21 protein-coding genes are annotated in these 25,384 nt (G+C 32.3%); 1 reads left to right on the forward strand and 20 read right to left on the reverse strand.

Annotated features, from left to right (window positions below; all coding sequences use genetic code 11):
• Positions 1 to 26 precede the first annotated feature (26 nt).
• The 20 genes from DFR78_RS01135 to DFR78_RS01230 all read right to left on the reverse strand — a co-directional run bounded on the left by DFR78_RS01135 (position 27) and on the right by DFR78_RS01230 (position 23,637).
• Positions 27 to 4,256, reverse strand: a complete 4,230-nt coding sequence (locus DFR78_RS01135) for a PolC-type DNA polymerase III (RefSeq protein WP_114457000.1) — start codon at positions 4,254 to 4,256, stop codon at positions 27 to 29.
• A 24-nt stretch (positions 4,257 to 4,280) separates the two neighbouring features.
• Positions 4,281 to 4,916, reverse strand: a complete 636-nt coding sequence (locus DFR78_RS01140; RefSeq protein WP_114457001.1) for a glycosyltransferase family 2 protein — start codon at positions 4,914 to 4,916, stop codon at positions 4,281 to 4,283.
• A gap of 474 nt (positions 4,917 to 5,390) precedes the next feature.
• The gene (ispG, locus tag DFR78_RS01145) at positions 5,391 to 6,443 is read right to left on the reverse strand and encodes a flavodoxin-dependent (E)-4-hydroxy-3-methylbut-2-enyl-diphosphate synthase (RefSeq protein ID WP_114457002.1); all 1,053 of its coding nucleotides are present in this window, start codon (positions 6,441 to 6,443) and stop codon (positions 5,391 to 5,393) included.
• 27 nt (positions 6,444 to 6,470) lie between these two features.
• Positions 6,471 to 7,547: an RIP metalloprotease RseP gene (rseP, locus tag DFR78_RS01150; RefSeq protein ID WP_114457003.1), complete on the reverse strand. Its 1,077-nt coding sequence runs from the start codon at positions 7,545 to 7,547 to the stop codon at positions 6,471 to 6,473.
• Positions 7,538 to 8,683, reverse strand: coding sequence for a 1-deoxy-D-xylulose-5-phosphate reductoisomerase (locus tag DFR78_RS01155; RefSeq protein ID WP_114457004.1), 1,146 nt, complete (start codon positions 8,681 to 8,683; stop codon positions 7,538 to 7,540). The genes rseP and DFR78_RS01155 overlap by 10 nt, the downstream gene beginning before the upstream one ends.
• Positions 8,684 to 8,687: 4 nt before the next feature.
• Positions 8,688 to 9,749 carry a sporulation integral membrane protein YtvI gene (gene ytvI / locus DFR78_RS01160; RefSeq protein WP_114457005.1) on the reverse strand — a complete coding sequence of 354 codons (1,062 nt, stop codon included), beginning with the start codon at positions 9,747 to 9,749 and terminating at the stop codon, positions 8,688 to 8,690.
• A gap of 3 nt (positions 9,750 to 9,752) precedes the next feature.
• Positions 9,753 to 10,565, reverse strand: coding sequence for a phosphatidate cytidylyltransferase (locus DFR78_RS01165; protein ID WP_114457006.1), 813 nt, complete (start codon positions 10,563 to 10,565; stop codon positions 9,753 to 9,755).
• Positions 10,565 to 11,281 (reverse strand): isoprenyl transferase, encoded by a 717-nt coding sequence (locus tag DFR78_RS01170; protein ID WP_114457007.1) that lies wholly within the window; start codon positions 11,279 to 11,281, stop codon positions 10,565 to 10,567. Before DFR78_RS01170 ends, DFR78_RS01165 begins: the two co-directional genes overlap by 1 nt.
• Before the next feature lie 81 nt (positions 11,282 to 11,362).
• Complete coding sequence (locus DFR78_RS01175) at positions 11,363 to 11,557, reverse strand: hypothetical protein (RefSeq protein ID WP_114457008.1); 195 nt, start codon at positions 11,555 to 11,557, stop codon at positions 11,363 to 11,365.
• 1 nt (position 11,558) lies between these two features.
• Positions 11,559 to 12,116, reverse strand: coding sequence for a ribosome recycling factor (gene frr / locus DFR78_RS01180; RefSeq protein WP_114457009.1), 558 nt, complete (start codon positions 12,114 to 12,116; stop codon positions 11,559 to 11,561).
• Between the two features lie 23 nt (positions 12,117 to 12,139).
• A complete protein-coding gene (pyrH, locus tag DFR78_RS01185) occupies positions 12,140 to 12,859 on the reverse strand; it encodes a UMP kinase (protein WP_114457010.1) in 720 nt (239 codons plus the stop codon).
• 114 nt (positions 12,860 to 12,973) lie between these two features.
• Complete coding sequence (gene tsf, locus DFR78_RS01190; RefSeq protein WP_114457011.1) at positions 12,974 to 13,876, reverse strand: translation elongation factor Ts; 903 nt, start codon at positions 13,874 to 13,876, stop codon at positions 12,974 to 12,976.
• A gap of 74 nt (positions 13,877 to 13,950) precedes the next feature.
• Positions 13,951 to 14,685, reverse strand: coding sequence for a 30S ribosomal protein S2 (gene rpsB, locus DFR78_RS01195; RefSeq protein WP_114457012.1), 735 nt, complete (start codon positions 14,683 to 14,685; stop codon positions 13,951 to 13,953).
• 194 nt (positions 14,686 to 14,879) lie between these two features.
• A complete protein-coding gene (gene codY / locus DFR78_RS01200; RefSeq protein ID WP_114457013.1) occupies positions 14,880 to 15,662 on the reverse strand; it encodes a GTP-sensing pleiotropic transcriptional regulator CodY in 783 nt (260 codons plus the stop codon).
• 27 nt (positions 15,663 to 15,689) lie between these two features.
• Positions 15,690 to 17,090, reverse strand: a complete 1,401-nt coding sequence (gene hslU / locus DFR78_RS01205; protein WP_199505517.1) for an ATP-dependent protease ATPase subunit HslU — start codon at positions 17,088 to 17,090, stop codon at positions 15,690 to 15,692.
• Positions 17,080 to 17,655: an ATP-dependent protease subunit HslV gene (gene hslV, locus DFR78_RS01210; protein ID WP_114457014.1), complete on the reverse strand. Its 576-nt coding sequence runs from the start codon at positions 17,653 to 17,655 to the stop codon at positions 17,080 to 17,082. The genes hslU and hslV overlap by 11 nt, the downstream gene beginning before the upstream one ends.
• 210 nt (positions 17,656 to 17,865) lie before the next feature.
• The gene (topA, locus tag DFR78_RS01215) at positions 17,866 to 19,944 is read right to left on the reverse strand and encodes a type I DNA topoisomerase (protein WP_114457015.1); all 2,079 of its coding nucleotides are present in this window, start codon (positions 19,942 to 19,944) and stop codon (positions 17,866 to 17,868) included.
• 24 nt (positions 19,945 to 19,968) lie between these two features.
• Positions 19,969 to 20,457, reverse strand: a complete 489-nt coding sequence (locus DFR78_RS01220; protein WP_114457016.1) for a DUF494 family protein — start codon at positions 20,455 to 20,457, stop codon at positions 19,969 to 19,971.
• 69 nt (positions 20,458 to 20,526) lie between these two features.
• Positions 20,527 to 21,666, reverse strand: coding sequence for a DNA-processing protein DprA (gene dprA, locus DFR78_RS01225; RefSeq protein ID WP_233486930.1), 1,140 nt, complete (start codon positions 21,664 to 21,666; stop codon positions 20,527 to 20,529).
• 66 nt (positions 21,667 to 21,732) lie between these two features.
• The gene (locus DFR78_RS01230) at positions 21,733 to 23,637 is read right to left on the reverse strand and encodes a molybdopterin biosynthesis protein (RefSeq protein ID WP_114457017.1); all 1,905 of its coding nucleotides are present in this window, start codon (positions 23,635 to 23,637) and stop codon (positions 21,733 to 21,735) included.
• Positions 23,638 to 23,828: 191 nt separating this feature from the next.
• On the opposite strand from DFR78_RS01230, the gene DFR78_RS01235 reads away from it, so the two are divergent.
• On the forward strand, positions 23,829 to 25,292 hold the full coding sequence (locus DFR78_RS01235) for a TrkH family potassium uptake protein (protein ID WP_114457018.1): 1,464 nt from the start codon (positions 23,829 to 23,831) through the stop codon (positions 25,290 to 25,292).
• Positions 25,293 to 25,384 lie beyond the last annotated feature (92 nt).

Below are 25,384 nucleotides of genomic sequence, written 5' to 3' on the forward strand. Positions count from 1 at the left end.
GCATAATTTAAAAATAGGTAACTATTTTAAAAGAGTGAGAGCTGATTTTTTTCGGGTAATCCATCCAGAGAACCATGTTCTCTGAGCTTTTCTATTACAGTTTTAGTAACAGAAGTTCTATTTGAAAGGTCTTCAATAGAAGTGAAATCTGATTTTAACCTTTCTTCCACAATACTTTCGGCAGCACTACGCCCAAGACCCTGCAGACTGATTAGAGGTGGAAGTAGTTTATTATCTATTTTTTTAAATTTAGATGCATCTGATTTATAAATATCAACAGACATAAACTCTATTCCCCTCAGCATAGCTTCTAACACAATTTTTAGTACTGTAAGAGTTCCACTTTCTTTGGCAGTCATATCATTTCCCTTGTCTTTCAAATCTCTAATAGTTTTTTCAACTTTTTGGCGCCCATTACAGGCGAGCTGTGCATCAAAATCATCAGCTTTAGTGCTGAAATAAGTAGTATAAAATGCTGCTGGATAATGTACTTTAAAATATGCAATTCTAAATGCCATTGTGACATAAGCAGCTGCATGTGCTTTAGGAAACATATATTTTATTTTTTTGCAGGAATCAATATACCAGCTGGGAATGTTATTATTTTTCATTATACTTTCTTCTTCTTTGGTCAGTCCTTTTCCCTTTCGAACATGTTCCATAATCCAGAAAGAATCCTGGGGATCAACACCTTTCTGAAGTAAATAGTTCATAATATCATCACGCACAGATATTACCTCTGAAAGTTTAGCTTTTCCTGATTTTATTAAATTTTGAGCATTATTTAACCATACATCTGTACCGTGAGAAAGTCCACTTATTCTAACCAGTTCTGCAAAAGTGGTCGGCCTTGTATCTTCAAGCATCTGTCTTACAAATCCTGTACCAAATTCAGGTATACCAAGAGTACCAACTTCTGTTTTTAAGATATCTGAATTAAGATTGAGAGCTTTCTGATTAGAAAAAATGCTCATAGTTTTTTTATCATCAAGTGGAATAGATTTGGGGTCTATACCAGTTAAATCCTGCAGCATTCTAATTGATGTAGGATCATCATGTCCAAGTAGATCTAGTTTTAAAATTCTGCCGCTGATTGAATGATAATCAAAATGAGTTGTCCTGACATCTATTGACTGGTCATTGGCAGGATGCTGAATGGGAGAAAAATCAAATATATCTTTAGATTTTGGTACAATCATTAGTCCGCCCGGATGCTGTCCGGTCGTTTTTCGCACTCCCGTACATCCATCTACCAATCGATTAATTTCAGTCTGATTAACTTCTATTCCCCTATCATCTAAATAATTTTTAACAAAACCAAAAGCTGTTCTTTCAGCAATTGTAGATATTGTACCTGCTCTAAAAACATAATCACGGCCAAAAAACTCTTCTGTATAATGATGTATTTCACTTTGATATTCACCGGAAAAATTGAGGTCAATATCAGGAACTTTATCACCTTTAAAACCCATAAAAACCTCAAAAGGAATGTCAAAACCGTCTTTTTCATATTGAGAGCCACATTCCGGACATGTTTTTGGAGGCAGATCTACACCTGTACCTATTGATCCATCTTCAATAAATTCATTTTTAAAACATTTAGGGCATCTATAGTGTGGTGGCAGAGGATTTACTTCAGTAATTTCACACATAGTGGCAACAAATGAAGAGCCAACTGAACCTCTGGAACCAACTAAATATCCATCTTCAAGTGATTTTTTAACAAGTTTATGTGATATTAGATATATCACAGCAAACCCATTATCTATTATAGATTTCAGCTCTTTTTCCAGCCTGCTGACAACAAGTTGGGGCAAATTTTCTCCATAAAGTTTGCGGGCCTTTCTGTAAGACATTTTTCTTATCTCCTCTTCTGCACCTTTTATTTCTGGAGTGAACAGCCCATCCGGAATAGGCTGCAAATTATCAATCTGTGCAGATATTTTCTGAGTATTAGTAATAACAACTTCTTCAGCAGCCTCTTTCCCAAGATAGGAAAATTCATCCAGCATTTCTTCTGTTGTTCTATAGTATAATGGTGGCTGCTGATCAGCATCAGGAAATTTTTGTCCTACCTGCAGAATTTTTCTAAATATACTGTCGTGTGGATCAAGAAAATGAACATCAGAAGTTGCTGCAACAGGTTTATCCAATTTTTTGCCAAGGTTATATATTTTTTTATTTATATTTTTCAGATCCTGACTAGAATTAACTTTATCAGGAATTAAAAATTCATTATTTCCTAAAGGCTGTATTTCAAAAAAATCATAGAGAGTAGATATTTTTTCTATTTCATTGATAGGTCTGTTATTAACAAGTGCTTTAAATAGCTGACCTGATTCGCAGGCAGATCCCACCAAAAGTCCTTCCCGATACTGAAGAAGCTTGCTTTTTAAAATTCTTGGTTTTTTATAAAAATTATTTAGATGTGAAATAGAAACCAGTTTATATAAATTTTTAAGTCCTTTTTTATTTTTAGCAAGTAAAACTGTATGAAACGGTCTTAAGTCTTTCCAATCTATTTTGCTGATATAATTATTTATATCCATTAAACTATCATTTTTATCTTCTTTTAAAAGCTTCAGCAGATTGGCCAGTATTTCTGCTGTAGCCAGTGCATCATCAAGAGCACGGTGATGATTTTTTAAGTCAACAGCAAAATAGTCTGAAAGAGTATTTAATTTGTAATTTTTAATATCTTTAACCAGTGCTCGCGAAAGTGATAAAGTATCTAAAACAGTAAACTCATCTTTTTTAATATTCAAATTCTGCAGTGCAGATCTTATAAAACCATAATCAAAATCAGCATTATGGGCTACCAGAACAGAATTATCCGCAAATTCAAGAAATTTATTAACCGCTTCTTTTAAAGAGGGTGCGGCTTTAAGCATCTCTTCTTTAATACCTGTAATTTCAGTTATTTTGGATGGTATTTTATTTTTGGCGTTTACAAATGTATTAAATTTGTCTATAATTTCACCATTTTTAAATTTCACTGCCCCAATTTCAATTATTTCATGCTGAGAAGGATTAAGACCAGTTGTTTCTAAATCAAAAACTATAAATTCCACTTCATCAATTTTTTCAGGGAAAGGTTTGGTAATTATTGGTTCACCATCATCAACTAAATATGCCTCTAAACCATAGATGATTTTAACACCATATTTTTTACCGGCTTTATAGGCATCTGGAAAAGATTGAACCACACCATGATCAGTTACAGCAACAGCATTATGACCCCAATCTGCTGCTCTTTTAACAGCATCATTAATATTAAGTACTGAATCCATAGCACTCATCTGTGTATGGAGATGTAATTCAACTCTTTTTTTTGGATTATTATCCTGTCTAGTTTTTTTATTTATTTTCATCATATCATTAAAGAGAATATTCCAGTCTCTGCTGTATGGATCAAAAGTAACTTTCCCTCTAAGTTTTATCCAGTCACCTTTATTGAGTGATTCAATTTTTTCAATTTCATCATCAGAAAAAACTTTGGCAGAGATAGAGCTTTTGTAATCTGTGATCTGTAATATGTAGAGCAGTTTGCCTTTGCGTGTTTCCTTTTTTTCAACTGAAAAGACTGAAGCTTCTACCACAGCAGATGATATTTCTCTATTGAGCTGATCCAGTGTGTGAGTAGTTTTTTGCTTTATCTTACGGCCGCATATTATATTGGTTTTATTTCTATTTTGTTTATTTTTCTTTTTGTAAGATTTTTTATTGTTGATTTCAGCACTAACACTGCTGCTGTCATCAGTATTATTTTTGTTCATTTCTTCGACAATAAGAGTTTTTTCTTTAATGTCGTCCAGAAAATCGCCATTATGAACAGTAACTTTTTTTATCTGTGGAAGATATTTATTTATGTTTTTTTCCAAGAAAACAATTACTTTTTTCTGAGCGAGAGCTTTTTTTGCTACTTCTGTTTCCATTTTTAGCATCAATTGATTATCTTCCACAAAAATATGGGCTCTTTTAAGCCAGTTAGTAGTAAAACAAAATTCATCTTTAAAATTCCGAATTATATGTGGCCATATCAGTGTTATTTCTTCTTTAAGGCTTAAATTATCTATCACTTCTATTTGATATTTTCTGGTTAAAAAATCTAGTTTTTTTTCTATCAAACTTTTAATTTCTTCTGAAGATACTTTTTTTGTTGATAAAAGCATAATTTTACTATTTTTTTCATCACATAAAATATATTTAAAAGGAGTATTGTTATTGTCTATATTGCAGCATACTGCCTTGTTCATTAAAATACCTCCTAAATTCATAACTCAATTAAATAAATTAAGAAAAAAAGTTCTTATTATATCTAAATACATTTTTAATCTTTTTACAAATCCCTTTAAAAAGCCGAATTTCTTTTCTTTTTTTACATGGCTTACATTATTTAGTTTAACCTGAAAAGATCTACCGTAGTTCTTTACATATTTATTTAAAGCTAATTCAATTCCAAATCCTGATTCTTCTAAATTTTCAATCTGATAAAAGATATGTTTTTTTACTGCTCTTTGCCCAGATAAAGTAGGTGTAATCTGCTGTGCAATTTCTGCAATACTGCTGCTGTTTTCTAAAATACCCACACACATATCTAAATCATCATTTAACATAGGTTCTACCAGTTGATCAATATGTTCTTTTTTTAAGCCGATCAGATCAGCATCCAGCAGAACAACAATTTCACAACTTAAGTGTTTAATTCCTTCCATTACAGCAGCTGCTTTACCTCTATTTTCCTGAAGGGTAATAACTTTTACTCCAAAAGAGGATGCTATTTCGGCAGTTTTATCTTTTGAGCCATCATTTACTACTACAATTTCTTTGAGATAATCAACTTTAATTAATGTAGTTAAAACACCAGATATTTGTTTTTCTTCATTGTAGGCGGGTATTAACGCTGAAATGTCCACAAAAATCACACCTTATACCTAATTATAATTGTCAATTTTGTTATATAATTCTTTAATTTCTTTTAATAATTGTCCAGATTTATCACACAATCTTTATAAGGAGTTTCCCCAAAATTTATTTTCAAGCTGCAAAAAGGGGGCTTTAGTCATCAACGAAATTTTTAGATTTATCTAAAACTCAATTCGGATGTGAAATAGGGCACACTAATCAATGAGTCCTCCTGACTCATGATTAGCTCACTCCATCCTGCAGTTCAACCCTATTTCTTCCTTCATTTCGTTAAGATTCATTGACTAAAAATTTCAATATTCCTGCATCTCCCCTTTTTGCAGCAGTATATAAAAAATGGGGAAAGTCTATAATCTTTATTACTTGACCTTAATTTTGCTTCAATTATTTCTGCTTCAGAAGGCTCTTCTTTTAGGGTTGGTAGATATAATTTTAACATTCGCATATAAACCGTTTTAATTCAGTTAAATATTTTCAATTTCTTTTAAAAGCTCTTCTGAAAGTTTTTCTTCTGGAACTTTCTTTATAACTTTTCCTTTTTTAAAGATAAGTCCCTCCTGTTTCCCTCCCGCTATACCTATATCTGCTTCCTTTGCTTCTCCAGGACCATTGACTGCACATCCCATTACTGCTATTGTTATATTTTTATCAATATGAGAAGTCAATTTTTCCACCCGTTCAGCCAGAGGAATTAAATCAATTTCTGTTCTTCCACAGCTTGGACAGGATACAATCTCCACTCCTTTTTCCCGCAGCTTGAGAGATTTTAATATTTGCCAGCCAACACGAACTTCTTCTTCTGGTTCAGCAGTCAGCGAAACACGGATAGTGTCACCCAATCCACAGCTCAGCAGTGATCCTATACCTATAGAAGATTTAATAGTACCCCCCCAGGAAGTACCAGCTTCAGTAATACCAATATGGAAGGGGTAATCTACCTTTTCAGCCATAAGAGAATAGGCCTCTATTGTTGTAAAAATATCGGTTGATTTAAGTGATATAACAATATCAAAAAAATTATTATCTTCCAGAATACGGATATTCTGCAGAGCACTTTCTACCATAGCCTCTGCTGTAGGACCACCATATTTTTCCAAAATTGATTTTTCTATTGAACCAGAATTACTGCCAACCCTTATCGGTATTTTAGCTTTTTGACAAGCTTCTGCCACTTTTTTTATATTTCTTTCTTTCCCAATATTTCCTGGATTTATACGCAGTGCATCTACACCTGAATTAACTGATTCAAGTGCAAGTTTATAGTCAAAATGAATATCAGCCACGATAGGAATATTAATTTCTTTTTTTAGCTCTTTTATAGCTCGTGCACTTTCTATATCAGGTACTGCTGTTCTAATTATTTCACAGCCTAAATTTTCTAATATTTTTATCTGTTCAGCAGTTGATTTAATATCAGAAGTTTTAGTATTTGTCATTGACTGAACAGATATAGGGGCATCACCACCTACCGGAACATCCCCAAAATAAACTTTTTTGGTTTTTCTTCTCCTATACATCGATTAACACCTCTTCTGACTTTCTTACTAAAATAAACTCCTCATAATATCTTTATAAATAATAAATATCATAAACATAATTAAAATTGCAAAACCTATTAAATGTACAAAATTCTCTTTTTTGGCATCAACAGCTTTTCCTCTTAACATTTCAATTATTATAAATAATATTCTACCTCCATCAAGTGCAGGAAAAGGAAGCAAATTAATTATGCCGAGATTAATACTTATTATGGCTGTCCAGTTTAAAACATTTAATATTCCAACACGAGCCGCTTGACCGACTATCGATGCAATCATGATTGGCCCACCAATGTCTGATGCAGAAGGCTCTGAAACCATCTGAATAAAACCAATAATAGTAAACTGTATTATTCTAAAAGTCTGCAAAATACCAAGTTTTATTGATTCGAAAAATGATATTTTTTCTCTGATTAGCTGTGGATATATTCCGATTATCCCTCCATTAGAATCTTTGCTGTATTCAGGTATTAAAGTTACCTGCTTAATTTTTCCGTTTCTTTCAAATTCAATTTTTATTACTTTAGAAGGATTTTCTCTAATTAATGATGCCATTTCCTCCCAGCTTTTTACCTGTATTCCATTTATAGATATTATTTTATCATTTGGCTGCAGACCTGCTTCAGCAGCTGGTTTTTCTGGAATAATTTCTCCCAGTACAGCTTCATTTGAGCTTGATACAGGAATACCGAAAACAGAAAAAATTAAGATAAATATAAAGCCGGCCAGCAGAAAGTTCATTACAGGGCCCATAAATATTACAGCAAAACGCTTAAAAGCTGATTTTTGATGAAACAGCCTGCCATTTTCTTCTGCTTTTTTGTAAGTTGTTCGTTCCTTTTCTTCCATATCTTCATCATCAGCAGGAAACTCACCAGCCATATTGCAAAATCCACCCAGGGGGATGCTCCTTATGGAATAAACTGTTTCTCCAACTTTTTTAGAAATTAATTTTGGGCCAAAACCTAATGCAAATTCTTCTACTAGTATATCAGATTTTTTTGCTGTTATATAGTGCCCAAATTCATGAATAAAAATTAGAACTCCCAGTACAACAATAAATGTAAATATCGTTAAAACCATTTATTAATAACCTCCAGAGCTGTTTTTCTGGCCCATCTGTCAGCAGCAATAATTTCATCTAAATTTGGATTGGAAATATTTTCGTGCATATCCAGTACAGACGCAGTAACTCTATTTAAAGCTAAAAAAGGAATATTCCCCTGCAGAAAATGTTTTACAGCAACTTCATTGCTGGCATTTAGCGCAGCTGGAAAAGTTCCACCTGCTCTACCGGCAGTATATGCATAATCAAGAGCAGGAAACTTTTCTGTATCAGGTTTATAAAAATCAAGTATTCCTACTTCTTCTAGCTGCAGATCGTCAGTCATAACTTTCTGCCTGTCAGGATATGTTAAGCAGTATTGAATGGGTATTCGCATATCTGCGGCACCCATTTCTGCCATTATAGTGCCGTCAGTGAGGCGAATCATAGAGTGGACTATACTCTGTGGATGAATAAGCACTTTTATTTGATCGTAATTTACATCAAAAAGCCAGTGAACTTCTATCACTTCCAGCCCTTTGTTCATAAGTGATGCCGAATCGATTGTTATTTTATTACCCATTTCCCATGTGGGGTGATTTAATGCATCTTTTACTGAAACATCTTTTAACTGTTCCTGTGTAAAAGAAAAGAATGGCCCACCAGATGCAGTTAAAATAATCTCTTTAAGATCTTTTTGATGATTTTCCATAAGCTGGAAAATAGCATTATGTTCACTATCGACCGGCAGAAGATTAACATCATTTTGTTTCACAGCTTCAGTTAAAATATTACCACCAATAACAAGACTTTCTTTATTAGCCAGTGCAAGATCATTACCTGCCTTTACAGCAGCTATAGAGGGTTTAAGCCCAGCTGCTCCAACAACGGCATTTAAAACCAAATCTGCATTTTCAGAAGCAGCATCAATTAAAGCATTTTCACCTGCTAAAATTTTCGTTTTTACGGTTATTGTCTTTTTTAATTCTACAGCTGCTTCTTTATCGACTACAACAGCATATTCAGGTCTGTATTTTTTGATCTGTTTTTTTAACAGTTCAGTATTTTCATATACAGCAAGTATTTTAACTCTCCAGTTATCCAAATGATCTATTACTTCTAATGTCTGAGTTCCCACAGAACCGGTAGAACCCAAAATAATAATTTCTTTCATCTTTTCACTCCTTTATATCTATAAGTTCAGAGTCAATAATTGCTTTAATAAGTACTAGAAAGGATGGCCCAACAACAACTCCAATTACACCTAGAATTCTAAATCCCGAATATATAGCAGTCATAGTAGCTAAAGGGTGTAGACCAAGATTTGTTCCCATTATTTTTCCCTCTGAAGCTGATCTAATGCCGGCAATAAATGCATGTAAAATAACAAGACTTACAGCAAAAGAAATGTTCTGCATCAAAAAAGAAATAATAATCCAGGGATAAAACAGCATAGCAGGACCAATAATCGGAATAAGATCCAGAACTGCAGCAGCTACAGCAAAAATTACTGCATATTGATTTCCAAGTAAAGTCAGGCCCAAACCTGTAATAATACCGGTGATTGAAATTAATATCAGCATTGCCCTAATATACCCAATAGCAGAAATATTAAGCTGTGAAAAGACATCGGCAATTTTGGGCTGTACTTCCTGAGGAAATAACTTCACAAGAAAAGTTTTGATTTTATCTCTATCTTTACTTATAAAAAAAGTAGCAATAAAACTAATAAACAGAATCATCATCATATTTGGAAATCTGCTCAAAAAATCAAGTAAATTATTTATAAAAGATATAATGGTATTCCTTATTCCATCATAAATCATCTGAAAATTGCTGTTTATAGCATCTTTTACAGGTTCTGATATATCCAGATTTTCCAGAAAAATTTCAAACTGTTTATTCTGATTTACTATCCACTGAAATCTGGTGCCGATACTTTTATAATCAGGCAAATTTTTTAAAAGACGAGTTAATTCTAAATATATTTGAGCACCACCAATTATAAGCATAGAAATAACTAAAATAAGTACTAAAGCAAGAACTAAAATAACAATAAATCCCCTATTAATTGGAATCAAGCTATCAAAGTAATCTACCACTGGATTTATAAGACTGGATAAAACAGCAGCTATGATAAAAGGTGTAAAATAGATAAAAATATACTTAATAATAAACAGAGAAATAAATAAAAATACAAACATCAAAAAATATCTGATATACCATTTTTTTACAGCCATAAATTACACCACCAAAAGAAAATAAAGAAAATAATAAGTAGCCGGTGCCGTAAATATAAAACTATCAAATCTGTCAAGAATTCCGCCGTGACCGGGAATTATGTTTCCGGTATCTTTAACTCCTAAGTTTCGTTTTAAACATGATTCAAAAAGGTCACCAATAATTGCAGCTGCCGGCATTAAAAATGAATAAATAACCCAATAAAAAGAATTTATATTTAAAAAATAACCCACCAAAAGAATAAAAATGGCAGTAAATAATACTCCACCAATCCCACCTGCCAGAGTTTTATTAGGGCTTATTTTAGGAGCAAGCTGCTTCTTTCCAAAGTTTTTTCCTATAAAATAAGCACTTGAATCCGTAATCCAGGTTGCTATTAATACAAACCACAGTGCAAAAGTGTTCTGAAAAGGTGCAAAAGGAAAATCTCTTAAAAAAACAGCAAAAGACATTCCACCTGCAATATATATTATTCCAAAAAATTCACAGCTTAAATTTTTAAGAAAACTTTTGTCATCATAATTAAACAGCAAATCTAAATAAAGTAAAATTGCAATTACAAATAAAATAATTCCATAGGGTAAATTAAAAAAATTATTGACTGCAAAATAACTGTTAATAACCAGCAAAAATCCAGAAAAATACATAACTATCCTGCTGGATTTAATATTAAAAGGTATCATTTTACAGTATTCTTTTAGACCAATAAATACTAATACTGAAACTGTAATTGTAAAAATTAATGAACCATAAAATATAAGCAAAATTAATAGTAGTATACCAATTACAGCACTTACTACTCTTTTCTTCAGCATCATATATCACCATCATTTTTTAGACCACCAAAACGACGCTCTCTAGTTTTAAATTCTTCAACAGCAGCCTCAAGGTCTTTTTCTGAAAAATCTGGCCAGTACTGATCAGTAAAGTATAATTCTGCATAAGCAATCTGCCAGAGCAAAAAATTACTGATTCTTTTATTTCCACCAGTTCTTATTAAAAGATCAACATCCGGCAGATTAGGCACGTACAGATTATCAGCAAAAATATTTTCATCAATTTTATTAAGCATTTCTGTATTTTTAGAAAATTTATTAATAATATTTTTTGCAGCATCAATAATTTCTGCTCTTCCACCATAATTAAAAGCAATATTTAAAGTTAATTTTTTATTTTTTGCAGACTTTTGCTCAATTAATTTTATTTCTTTAATTAATTGAGCAGGAAGATCATGTTTTCTTCCCAAAAAATTAACTTTAACACCATTATCAATCAGTTCCTGCTTTTCCTCCCGCAGTGTTTTTTTTATTAACTGCATAAGAAAATTGACCTCTGTTTTTGGCCGCTTCCAATTTTCTGTAGAAAAGGCATAAACGGTCAGATAGTTGATTTCCGCTTCAGCAGTATATTTTACAATATTTTTCAGAGTTTGAACTCCTTTTTTGTGGCCTTCACGTCTGGGAATACCATTGTATTTAGCCCAGCGTCCGTTTCCATCCATAATAATTGCTATATGATTAGGATTACTCAATGAAAATCATCCCTTCACAATTAATTAATTACCCCCTCATGAGAGGGGGATACTAAAATTTGATAAAAATTATTTAAGTTATTAATAATACTGATATGACCAGATAATTAAATAATGATCTTCCCTTTTTTTTATATTTATTACTCTTTTAATCCCTTTTTCTTCCCTTTTTCTGACCTTGGTCTGCACTAATTTATATTCTATATTATTTGTTTTTAAAAAATTAATTATTTCTGATAGAGAACCGCCCAAAAAATCATCGAAATTAAATTCCATTTTAAACTTCCATGATTTCTTCTTCTTTTTTATTTGTAATAGAATCTATTTTATCTATATATTTATCGGTCAGTTCCTGAACGTTATCAAGACCTCTGTGCATGTTATCTTCAGAAATTTCCCCATCTTTTTCATATTTTTTTAACATATCATTTGCATCACGTCGTATATTTCTAATAGTTATTCTTCCCTTTTCCGCCTTTTCGTGCAGAATCTTTACCAGTTCTTTTCTTCTCTCTTCTGTCAGTTTCGGAATATTAATTCTAATAACATTTCCATCATTATTTGGGTTTAAACCGAGGTTTTCCTGCATGATTGCTTTCTCTATTGCTTCAATATTGTTTTTATCCCAGGGTTCTATTACTATTAATCTAGGTTCTGGAGCAACAATTTTTGCCATCTGCTGAATGGGAGTAGCTACACCATAATTGTTAGCTTTAATATTCTCAACTAATGAAGGGCGGGCACGGCCTGTACGAATTGTGTTTAAATCTTCTTTAGTGGCTTCTAAAGCTTTCTGCATCTTATCTTCTGTATCTTTCATAACTTTATTTAACATACTCAAATCCTCCTTAAGTAAGATTAACTGACAGATGTACCGATTTTTTCACCCAGTACTACTTTTTTAATATTACCTTCTTTTTTAACTCCAAAAACAATCAGTGGAATTTTGTTATCCATACATAGTGATACAGCAGTAAAATCCATTACCCGAAGAGATTTATTTAATAAATCAATATAGCTTAACTGCTCATGTTTTTCTGCATCTGCATTTACAGCAGGATCTGAATCATATATTCCATCAACATTTTTTGCCATTAAAATCGCATCAGCCGAAATTTCTGCAGCTCTCAAAGCAGCAGTTGTATCTGTGGAAAAAAATGGATTTCCAGTACCGGCGGCAAATATTACCACTCTGCCTTTTTCCAGATGGCGAATTGCTCTTCTTCTAATATAAGGTTCAGCAATTTGCCTCATTTCAATAGCAGACTGGACACGAGTTTCAATACCAAACTTTTCTATTGCATCCTGTAAGGCCATAGCATTAATAACTGTTGCCAGCATGCCCATATAGTCTGCTGTACCTCTGTCCATACCGCGTGCACTTCCGGCAACTCCTCTAAAAATATTTCCACCACCAACTACAATTGCCAGTTCAACACCTGTTTCATTTACAACATCATGAATTTCTGCGGCAATTTTTTTTATCATGTCCGGATCAATTCCAAAACCATTTTTCCCGGCCAGAGCTTCTCCACTGATTTTGAGAAGAATTCTCGAATAAATCGGATTTTCTGTCATTATCTAATTAACCTCCATTAAATAATATTCTCGGAATTTTTTCAATATCCTTTAAATAAAAAGGAATATCTTAAAAAAGAGAACACTCTGTTAAAGTGCTCTCTTTTTTAATTATTATTGGCTTTTTCTGGCTTCTGCCATAACTTCAGCAGCAAAATCTTCTTCTTTTCTCTCTATACCTTCACCAATTTCAAAGCGCACAAACTCATTAACAGACATATCTTTTTCAGCTAAAACATCTGCAACACTTTTTTCGTCATCTCTTACAAATGGCTGTTCTAATAGACAGACCTGGGTATAATATTTATTCATTTTACCTTCAACGATCTTTTCTATTATATTTTCTGGTTTGCCTTCATTCAGCATCTGTTCTTTATAAATTTTCTTTTCTTTTTCAATATCACGCTGGCTTACATCTTCCCGGCTTAAGTATTCTGGCTTTAGTGCTGCAATATGCATTGCAATATCTTTTGCAGTTTGTTCTTTTTCTTCAGAAAATTCACCATCAAAATCTACCATAACACCTATTTTACCACCAAGGTGAATATAGCCGTAAAGAAAACCATCACTTTCAAATCTTTTAAATCTTCTTAGATTAATATTTTCTCCGATATTTGCAATAGCTTCCTTTATAATGTCATTAACTGTTTTATTATTATCAAGATGCCATTTTTCTTCTAATAATGTTTCTACATTATCTGACTCACTCTGCAGAATATGTTCGGAAATTTTATCTACCAAACCCTGAAATCTTTCATTTTTAGCCACAAAGTCTGTTTCACTATTAATTTCAACAATAATCCCATTTTTCCTATCTTCAGTAATTTTAAGATTTACAAGACCTTCTGCAGCAATCCTACCGGATTTTTTAGCAGCATCAGCCATTCCCTTTTCTCTCAAGTATTCAACTGCAGAATCAATATTTCCATTCTTTTTATTTAGTGCTTTTTTACAGTCTAAAACTCCAGCACCGGTGCGGGAACGCAGTTCCTTGATATCTTTCATACTTACACCCATCAAAATAACCTCCTTTTTAGTATAAAAAAAGCGCGGCAAAGCAAAAACCTTACCAGCGCTTTATATAAATCCTATTATTCATTAGATTCTACTTTATCTTCCATTTCTTCTTCATCAGCAGTTTGCTGCCCCTGTTTACCAGCAAGCACTGCATCAGAAATAACACTGGTAATTAACTTAACAGCTCTAATAGCATCATCATTACCAGGAATGACATAATCTATCAGATCTGGATCACAGTTTGTATCTAAAATAGAAACTATTGGGATATTAAGTTTCCTTGCTTCAGCAACTGCTATATCTTCCTTTCTTGCATCTGTTATAAAGATTACATCCGGAAGACCATTCATATTACGAATACCGCCAAGGAATTTTTCGAGTTTATCATGTTCTTTATTAAGTTCAATTACTTCCTTTTTGGGCAGTACTTCAAATACTCCCTCTTCTTCCATCTGTTCAAGCTCTTCTAATCTATCAATACGCTTTTTGATTGTCTGGTAGTTTGTTAACATACCACCAAGCCAGCGCTGATTTACATAAGGCATTCCACATTTTTCTGCTTCAGTTCTTATAGTTTCCTGCGCCTGACGCTTTGTACCTACAAATAAAACGGTTTTTCCTTTAGCAGCCTCTTCCTTAACAAAATTATAAGCTTTATCAATTAATTTAACGGTCTGCTGAAGGTCAATAATATAAATGCCATTTCTTTCTGTGAAAATATATTGCTCCATTTTGGGATTCCATCTTTTGGTCTGATGTCCGAAATGAACACCCGATTCTAGGAGTTGTTTCATGTTTACAACTGACATAACTCCTGCACCTCCTTTCCTGGTTTGTCCTCCGACAGTATCAACTCCAAACACAACTATATTTTTATACAGCACCAGTGTTTAGATCAACTGCCGTGTGTATTTTGCCACAAAAAAGTATACCATAGTTTTAAAGAATAATCAACAAAATTTATAAAAAATAAATGTCCTCCAAAATTGAAGGACATTTCAGCTTATGCTTTTAGCTTATCTAGTTCTTCCAGCAGATAATCATTGAGAACTTTAATATAAGTTCCCTTCATACCTAAAGAACGGGATTCAATAACTCCAGCACTTTCAAATTTTCTCAATGCATTTACTATAACTGACCTTGTTATACCAACTCTATCAGCAACCTTACTAGCAACTAAAAGTCCTTCCATACCATCTAACTCATCAAAAATATGTTCAATAGCTTCTAATTCTGAGTAAGAAAGTGTATCAATAGCAATCTGTACAGCAGCTTTTTTTCGGGCTTCTTTTTCTATTTTTTCACTTCTTGAACGTATAATTTCCATACTAACCACAGAAGCACCATATTCTGCAAGCACAAGATCATGATCGTTAAATTTATTACCATATCTGGCCAGAACAAGTGTACCCAAACGGTCACCGCCTCCAATAACAGGAACAATTGTAGTTAATTTATTTTCAAATAGGCAGTCTTCATTTTTTGCAAAAACACACTTTCCTTTTTTTTGCTCTATGTTAGACCTTGTTTCCCGAATTCTCAGCAGGCCTTTGTTATAATCTTCCGGAAATTCACCTTTATCTATTACTTCATTTTCCATAATATCACATTCAAAATCATCTAGAAGACTGTATCCTAAAATTTTTCCCTTTCTACTTGTTACATAAACATTACAGCTTATAGCTTCTTTTAAAACATATGCCATATCATTAAAATCTACAGACTTTCCTCCGGTTCTCTGCAGTAGTCGATTTATTTTTCGGCTTTTTTCTAATAAATTATCCATTTAAATTACCTCCATTTCTAATTTTTATTACAGGATATATCTGCTTAAATCTTTATTTTGCACAACATCCTTTAATTTCTCATTAACATAGTCAACATCAATTTCAAAATTTGATTTATCCATATCAGGTGCTGCAAAAGATAAATCTTCTAACAGCTTTTCCATAATTGTCTGCAGTCTGCGTGCACCAATATTTTCTGTCTCTTCATTTACATCAAAGGCAAAAGCTGCAATTCTTTCTACTGCTTTTTCTGTAAAATTAATTTTTATTCCTTCTGTTTCCAGAAGTGCAATATACTGTTTAATAAGAGAATTTTTGGGAATTAATAATATATCTTTGAAATTTTTCCTGCTTAAACTATTTAAATTTACTCTAATTGGAAATCTTCCCTGTAGTTCAGGAATTAAATCCGAAGGGCTGGAAACATGAAATGCACCAGCAGCAATAAATAGAATATGATCTGTTTTTACTGAACCATGTTTTGTAACTACTGTAGAACCTTCCACAATAGGAAGTATATCCCGCTGAACACCTTCGCGCGAGACTTCAGGGCCTGAGCCGGATTCTCTACCAGCAATCTTGTCTATTTCATCTAAAAAAACGATTCCATCATTTTCTACTTTATTTATAGCTTCAGTTTTAACCTGTTCCATGTCGATAAGTTTTTGAGCCTCATATTCTTTCAAAATATCTTTAGCTTCTGCAATAGATACTCTTTTCTGTTTTTTTTGTCCTGGAAAAATATTCCCCAGCATATCTTGAAAGTTCACTCCCATTTCTTCAACACCAGAACCAGAAAAAATTTCTAACATTTGGGGAGAACTTGCCTCAATTTCAATTTCTATTTTTTTATCATCAAGTTTTCCATCTTTAAGGTTTTTCAGCATTCTTTCTCTTCGCTTTTCTATTCTATTATCAATTTCCGCATCATCTGAGGAAGAAGTATTATCTGAATAATCTTTTTCATCCATTAAAAAGGAAAACGGTTCCTTTTTTTTCTTTTTACTTCCAGGCAGTATTTTATCTACAATTCGTTCTAAAGCAAGCTGTTCAGCTTCTGCTTCTACTTCTTTCATTTTTTCTTCCTTTACCATCCTAATAGCAAATTCTGTAATATCTCTGATGATAGATTCAACATCACGACCAATATAACCAACCTCAGTAAATTTTGTTACTTCAATTTTAATAAAAGGAGCACTGGCTATTTTAGCTAATCTACGTGCTATCTCAGTTTTTCCAACTCCAGTTGGTCCAATCATAAGAATATTTTTGGGAATAATTTCATCTCTTAGATCATCTGCTACCAGTTTGCGCCGATATCTATTGCGAAGAGCAATTGCAACTGATTTTTTTGCTTCATCCTGCCCAATAATAAATTTATCGAGTTCCTTAACTATTTCTTTTGGGGTATATTCTTTATTTATCATTATTATTCTTTTCTTCACCTCCGGTCAAAAGTTCCAGAGTTATATTATTGTTGGTATAAATACAAATAGAAGCCGCTATGTGCAGTGCTTCTCTGGCAATATCTCCGGCATTTAAATTATCAGCATGGTTTAAAAGAGCAGATGCTGCAGCTCTAGCATAAGGACCACCAGAACCAATTGCAGATATCTTTCCATCTGGTTCTATAACATCCCCATTTCCGGAAATAATCAAAATTTCATCCAGATTTGCAACTATTAGCAAAGCTTCAAGTTTTCTTAAAAATTTATCGGTTCTCCATTCTTTAGCCAGTTCCACTGCTGCTCTCTGCAGATTACCATGATATTCTTCCAGCTTTCCCTCAAACTTTTCAAACAGAGTAAAAGCATCAGCAGATGTGCCGGCAAAACCAGCTAAAACTTTATCATTATATAAGCGCCTTACTTTTTTAGCTGTTCCTTTCATAACTGTATTGCCGAGTGTTACCTGACCATCACCTGCCAGAGCAGTACAGTTTTTGTGCCTAATAGCAACTATAGTTGTTGCTTTAAAATCTGTTACCGACAATTTAGAACCTCCTTTTCTTATACTTCTTATAAAACTTATTTTTAAATTGTCATATGATTCAAAATAGTTTTAATCTATTTTTTTAATATTAACATGGATTGATTATAAAAGTCAAGTTTACGAGATAATATTCACAACTTTAAACAAACCAAAAAATATCATATAATACCAGAAAATCATATGATATGGATTATTTGTGAATGAAATTTATTATTCTTCTGCTTTTTCCTCATGACCACATTCCTTATTAGTACATTTATAATATTCACCTTTTGATTTTGACCTTTTTTCTACCATTAAACTGCCGCATTCAGGACAGGGTTTTTTAACAGGTTTATTCCAGGTCAGAAAATTACAGTCAGGATAATTGCTGCATCCAAAAAAGGTTTTCCCTTTTTTAGTTTTTCGTTCAATTATTTCACCATCTTTACAGTCAGGGCAGCTGACTCCTGTTTTAACTACAAAAGGTTTAGTGTTTTTACATTCTGGATATCCCGAGCAGGCCAAAAATTTACCATAGCGTCCATATTTTACAACCATCGGTCTGCCGCAGACATCACAGATTTCATCTATTTCTTCTACAATTTCTATTTTTTCCATATTTTCTCGTGCATATTCTAATCTTTTATAAAACGGTTCATAAAAATCTTTTAATACCTTTTTCCATTCTTTATTTCCATTTTCTATTTCATCAAGTCTCTTTTCCAGTTCAGCAGTAAACTCTATATCAGTAACATCTGGAAAATATTCAGACAGCAGTTCTGTCACTGTTTCTCCAAGTTCTGTTGGATGCAGATATTTACCCTTTTTTTCAACATAATTCCGTGAAACTATTGTAGAAAGTGTTGGCGCATAAGTACTTGGACGGCCAATACCTTCTTCTTCCAGAGTTTTTACCAGACTCGCTTCAGAATATCGTGGTGGTGGACTGGTAAAGTGCTGTTCTGGGATATATTCTTCTGCTCTATATTTATCTCCTTCTTTTAATTCAGGTAAATCAATTACGTCTTCTGTAGATTTCCCTGTTAAAATAAGATGACCAGGGAAAAGAAGTCTTGATCCACTAACTCTAAATTTATATTTATCTCCACTTTTTAAAACAGCAGAAACTGTCTCATAAATTGCAGCACTCATTTGACTTCCTGTAAAGCGATTCCAGATAAGTTCATATAGTTTAAACTGATCATTATTTAAATATTTTTTCATCTTTTCAGGGGTTCTATTTACATCTGTCGGTCTAATTGCCTCATGTGCATCTTGTGCGTTTTTATTATTTTTCTTTGCAGAGGATTTTCGCAAAAATTTACTGCCAAATTTTTCTTTTATAAAATCAACAGCACTATTCCTGGCTTCGGCAGATATTCTGGTGCTGTCAGTTCTGATATAACTGATTAAACCAACTGTACCTTCACTGCCAACATCTATTCCTTCATACAGCTGCTGAGCTAAAAACATTGTCTTTTTAGCAGTAAAACCAAGTCTGTTTGCTGCATTCTGCTGCATTGTACTTGTTGTGAAAGGAGACTTTGCATTCCTTCTTCTTTTGCGTTCTTTAACTTTAATAATTTCAAAATTTTTATCTTTTATATCTGAAATTATTTCATCCATATCTTCTTTATTATTAATATTAAATTTTTTATTATTTATTCTGTAAAGGTCTGCAGTTATTTTATCTTTTCCATTTTTTAGTTTTACTTTTAAAGTCCAGTATTCTTCTTCTTCAAAATTTCTAATTTCTTTTTCACGCTGACATATTATCTTTACAGCAACCGACTGTACTCTGCCGGCACTTAAGCCCCTGCGCACTTTTTTCCATAAAAGAGGGCTTAAACTATAGCCAACCAGTCTATCAAGAAGTCTTCTAGCTTGCTGTGCATCTACCAGATTATAATCAATTGTGCGGGGATTTTTAATAGCTTTCTTAATTGCTGATTTTGTAATTTCATTAAATTCAATTCTAATATTATCTGTATCATCAAGTTTAAGTGCTCTTGATAAATGCCATGAAATTGCTTCTCCCTCTCTGTCAGGGTCAGTTGCAAGAAAAACTTCACTGCTTTTTTTTGATTTTTTTCTTAATTTATTTAATATTTTACCTTTTCCGCGGATAGTAATATAATTTGGTTCAAAATCATTTTCAATATCTATCCCAATTTTACTTTTTGGTAAATCTATAACATGACCCATTGAGGCTTCAACATTATAATTTTCCCCCAAAAATTTGGATATTGTTTTTGCTTTTGCCGGTGATTCAACTATTACAAGATTTTTATTTTTTTTATTTGCCATTAAAGTACATACCTCCAGTAAACATTAGTTTACTATTTGATAGTTAAGTTTCCCATCTTTAAATTCACTTATATTGTCTGCAATATAAATTAACTTTTCTGGTTCTTCTACAACTTCATTTATTAACTGCCAGATTCTATCTGTTTCTAAGAACTCAAAAACTGCTGACTGCATCATTTTTGTAATCAGCATTTCTAATTCATCCGGGGACAGAATCTTAAGATTGTTTAATTTAAAAATAATCCCTTTAGCTATACTGTTAAAATACATTTTTTCTGTTTCTGTAAAAACTCTATTATAACCACTCTGCATACTGCTGTCAAAATAAAAATCACTATCATCAAAAAGTATAGAATTATCAAAAATAAAAGAAAATGCTTCATCTATATCTTCCATATCATAACCAAGATACTGTAATTCTTCAATGATTTCATCTTGATTAAAAAAAATATCTTCATCATCCAGTATTTTTTTAATTAAAAAGCTTATAATTTCAATTAAGTTTTTATCCATTTTATTACAGGTAATATTACCTGCTGTTCTTCCTCCCTCTTTAAATTAAAATCTATAACTAGTATTATATTATATTGGTTTTAATAGATTTTGTAAACCCTTATATATATATTTTTTTCCTTTTTTATGAATTATTAGATTCTTAAATTCCAAACTTACCAGTGTTCGATCCAGTATATCACTGTCAAAACCACTTATACTTTTAATTTGATTGTAGTTAATTTCTACTTCATGCTGAAAAATCTGTAGAAGTTTTTTCTCATTATAATTTAAATCCGGATAAATATCGTCCTTTTTATCTCTGCTGTTTTCTTTCTTTTTATCATATTTTTGTATATATAAATTTAAATGGTCAAGCACATCCTGTACTGATGTGATAACAGCAGCACCATCCTTAATTAATTTATTAGTACCTCTGCTTGTAGGTCTATCAATATTCCCAGGTAAAGCCATTACATCCTTTCCCTGCTCTAAGGCAAAATTTACTGTAATTAGTGAGCCGCTCTTTTCTCCTGCCTCCATAACCAGCACAATATCTGCCAGACCGCTAATAATTCTATTTCTTCGGGGAAAGTTACCTGGAGTAGGACTAATATTTGGGTTAAATTCACTGACAAGCATACCGTTTTGTTTAATTTTCTGGGCCAGCATCTTATTTTCTGAAGGATAAATATATTCAAATCCAGCACCCATAACAGCAGTTGTTTTCTTAAAGTCAGATTTTAAAGCACCTCTGTGTGCAGTCGAATCGATCCCTTTAGCCATTCCACTAATAATATTAATATTTTTATCTGCCAGTTTCCTGGCAATATTATAAGTTACTTTTCTGCCGTATATTGTTGAATTTCTCGACCCCACAACTGCTGCAGAAGGAAGGTCAAATAAATTTTTCCCTTTATAAAATAATACAGGAGGTGGGTCATAAATTTGATGCAGTTTCTGTGGATAATTATCGTCTATAATAGTAACATAGTTAAACTCTCTATTTTTAAAACTTCTGTAAATCTTATTTATGTCCAGTTTTTTTCTGGTTTCAATAAGCTTTCTTTTTTTTCTTCCCTTTATACCAGTGTGCTCCAGTTCTCTGCTGTCCATCTCCCAGAGATACTGGAGTTTAATATTTTGTTTGAGAATCGAATTAATTGTTTTGGGGCCAAATCCGCTGATCCCATTTAATATAACCAGGTAAAATGATTGATCAATATGCACAAGTATTCCCTCCACTGATGTTTTAACACCATTATAAAGGTAATAATTTCCATATGCAAGTTATTTTTACAAATATTTTATTTCTCCAGTTATATCTGTTTTATATCCATCCATTTTTAATATTTTATTTTTAAACTTATCAGAATTAATCAAATTCAGCAGTTTTTCTATTTTTATATCATTTATTTTATTTTTACGAAAAACAAAATCATATCTTTCTTCTTTAACTGGAATAAAATCTAACCCCATAATATCGGCTGCTGCTTTAATTCCCAGTGCAGCATCAGCACCTCCACTTGCTACAGCTGCTGCCGCAGCTATATGTGTATAGACTTCTCTTTTGTAACCATTAAGATTCTCTTTATTAATATTTTTTTGTTCAAGAATATAATCGAGAAGAACTCTTGTTCCTGCACCCTTCTGCCGGTTGATATAATTGAGATCTTTTTTGATTATATCTTCCAGTTCAGAAATTTTATTAGGATTACCCTTTACTACCATTAAGCCCTGTTCTCTTTTTACAAGGTTTACTATTACCATTTCTTCATTATTAAATAGTTTTTTAACAAAACTTTCATTATAACTCCCTGTTTCTGTATCCAGAAGATGTGCCCCTGCAATTTCTGCTTCTCTTCTTTTTAGAGAAGTTAATCCTCCCATACTGCCTGATGTAATATATTTAAAATCAAGACCACTGTGTCCTGAAGAAAATTCATTTTTTATAATATCCAGGGTGAGGTCATGACTTCCAGCTAATAGAAGGCTGTTTTTAATTTGCGCTTCTGATTTAAGAAGTATCACCGGAAGATTTCCTCCAGCTTCTATACCTTCTTTACTACTTTTTATCAGGGCAATTCCATCAGATTTTATAAGAGAATCCATTGCAGCTGCACCACTTTTGCCGGGGATTGATATTAAGTCATTTCCTTCATAACGAAGCAGAACTCTTTTTAATTCATTATTACCAACAGAAGACGAAAATTTTCGACGGGTGATACTGTTTTTAAATTTTATATTAATTTTTTCTTTTGTACAAATATATTTTATTATGCTCTGGCCAAAATAATAGAATGTAAAGATTGCTGAAAGTGGGTATCCCGGTAGTCCAATTACAGGTTTTTTATTAACTGAAGCTAAAATAAGTGGTTTTCCCGGCATCATATCTATTCCATGAGTTAATATTTCACCTTTATTTTCTATAACTTTTCTGCTGAAATCTTCACTTCCTGCTGATGAACCAGATAATATAACAGTTAGATCGTATTTTTCATTATACTCATCAAAAATTTTATTCAACTTATCTTCTCTGTCAGGTATAATATCAGAAATCTTGACATCTGCTCCCCATTTTTCGGCCATAACTTTAATCATCTGAGAATTAAAATCGACAAGCTGTCCTACCTGAGGAGTTTGTTCGGCATCTACAAGCTCACTACCTGTAGGAATAATTCCAATTTTTAATTTTTTATAAACATTTATTTTTGCGACTCCTGCTTCTAAAAATGCACCTATATGATAAAATTTAAGTTGTGTATTAACCGGAGATATTAACGTATCTTTTATAACACTTTCACCTACCATACGAATATTCTGCCAGGGAGAAATAGATTTTTCTATTATTACAGTTTCAGAATCAATTTTATTTATTTCTTCTATTTTTATCACTGCATTAAACTTATCCGGTACAGGATCTCCAGTATCTACCCAGGTGAAATCATCTTTCTTTAAAGTAACAGGGTTTCTTTCATCAGCTCCATAACTATCAGCTGCATTAACAGCAATTCCATCCATTGCAGAAGCATAAAAATTTGGAGCTGATCTTTCTGCATATACTGCCTGAGAAAGAACCCTTCCGTCAGCTTCTGTAACTCGTATTTTTTCTGTATCTAATTTATAATTTTTAAATTTCGCAAGCCATTTCTGCAGCGATTTTTTTGTTTCACTCTTTTTTAAATAAATGTTTCTTTTCATAAAAAGTTATCTCCTTTCAGTATTCAATTAATCATATATTTTCAATCGGTATTTCTGTAAAATTATATATTCACTAAATAAATTTAATCTCTATTCCCTGCCTGCACCTGCCAAAATCTTAAAGGAACTAAACAATTATTCTAGAATAATTATATTAGAAATTTAAATATATCACTTACAGGTGGTGCCATATGTACAGATATAAAAAATACAATACCATATTTTATTATTTAAGTTCTCTGAGTCTGATCTTAGGAATAATAATTATAATTCCCCTCATCTTATCTTTTTATCTTAATGAAGGAAATCAAATCTATCGATCATTTTATTATACATCATTAATTTCTTTTTTTGCTTCAATTTTAATGCGTCTTCCTACTAATAAAGATAAAATATATATAGACCTTACAACTGCAATGCTCCTATGCTCTTTGGGCTGGATTATTGTATCTTTACTTGGTTCTATTCCTTTTATTATTGCCCTTAACAAATCATTTATCGATGCTTTTTTTGAAGCAGTCAGTGGTTTTACAACAACTGGTATAACGGTTTTTGTTAATTTGGATACAATGCCGAAATCAATTTTATTCTGGAGAAGTCTAATGCAGCTTTTGGGTGGGTTGGGTATTCTAACCTTTTTTCTTCTTATATCAACCAGATCTAAGGGACAGATTTGGCAGCTGTTTAGTGCTGAAAGCCACAAAATCAATGTATCCAGACCGGTACCTAATATTTTTAAAACTGTAAAAATACTCTGGTCTATTTATCTTGGATTTATTTTTTTAGAAACTCTTATACTAATGGCCCTTGGACTGAGTGCATTTGATGCACTTACACACAGCTTTACCTCTCTATCTACAGGTGGTTTTTCAGCTTATAATGAAAGTATTGGTAGTTTTGCACAATTAGGTTTTCAAAACTATATTTTAATAGAATATGTCATTATAATCTTTATGTTTTTAGGTGGAGTAAACTTTTTACTGCATTTTCGACTTTTTACAGGAAATTATAGAGAAGTCATAAATAATACAGAATTTAAAACTTTTGTTAAAATTATTTTTTATTCAACATCTATTATAACAGGATTAATAATAATATTAAATACTGCTGCAGAAATTTCAGCAGAAGAAATATTTAGAAAGGTTTTATTTCAGGTTGTTTCCATTATTACAACAACAGGATTTGGTACTCAAAATATTAATTCGGAATTTTTCCCGGCAGCTTCCAGACAAATTTTTCTTGTATTTATGCTTATTGGAGGCTGTGTTGGATCAACCGCAGGTGGATTTAAAATTATGAGAATTAATATATTATCCAGACTGTTTAAAGGAGAGGTTAAAAAAATATATTTACCAGAACGGGCAGTTTTACCTGTAACAATAGATAAAAAAATTATCAGCAGTAAAGAAATTAATAAGGTGTCAGGTATATTTTTGATCTGGTTGATTTTTATTTTAATTGGAGGTCTTATAACTTCTATTTTCTCTGATTTAAACGGCTGGCAGGCTTATTCGGGTATGTTTTCTGCTGTAGGTAATATAGGTCCGTTTTTCTTTTCTGTTCCCAAAATGGCCTCTCTGTCTCCTGTAATTAAGTTTACATATATAATTGGAATGCTGGCTGGAAGACTTGAAATATTCCCTATAATAATATGATTGTAACACAAAAAGCATATAATATTTTCCAATTTACATGTTTCAAATACTAAAATAAGTCTTCTAAACACAACAATAAAAGCATTTAAAAC

It is taken from the genome of Halanaerobium sp. MA284_MarDTE_T2, from assembly GCF_003337245.1.
GTDB lineage: Bacteria > Bacillota > Halanaerobiia > Halanaerobiales > Halanaerobiaceae > QPJE01.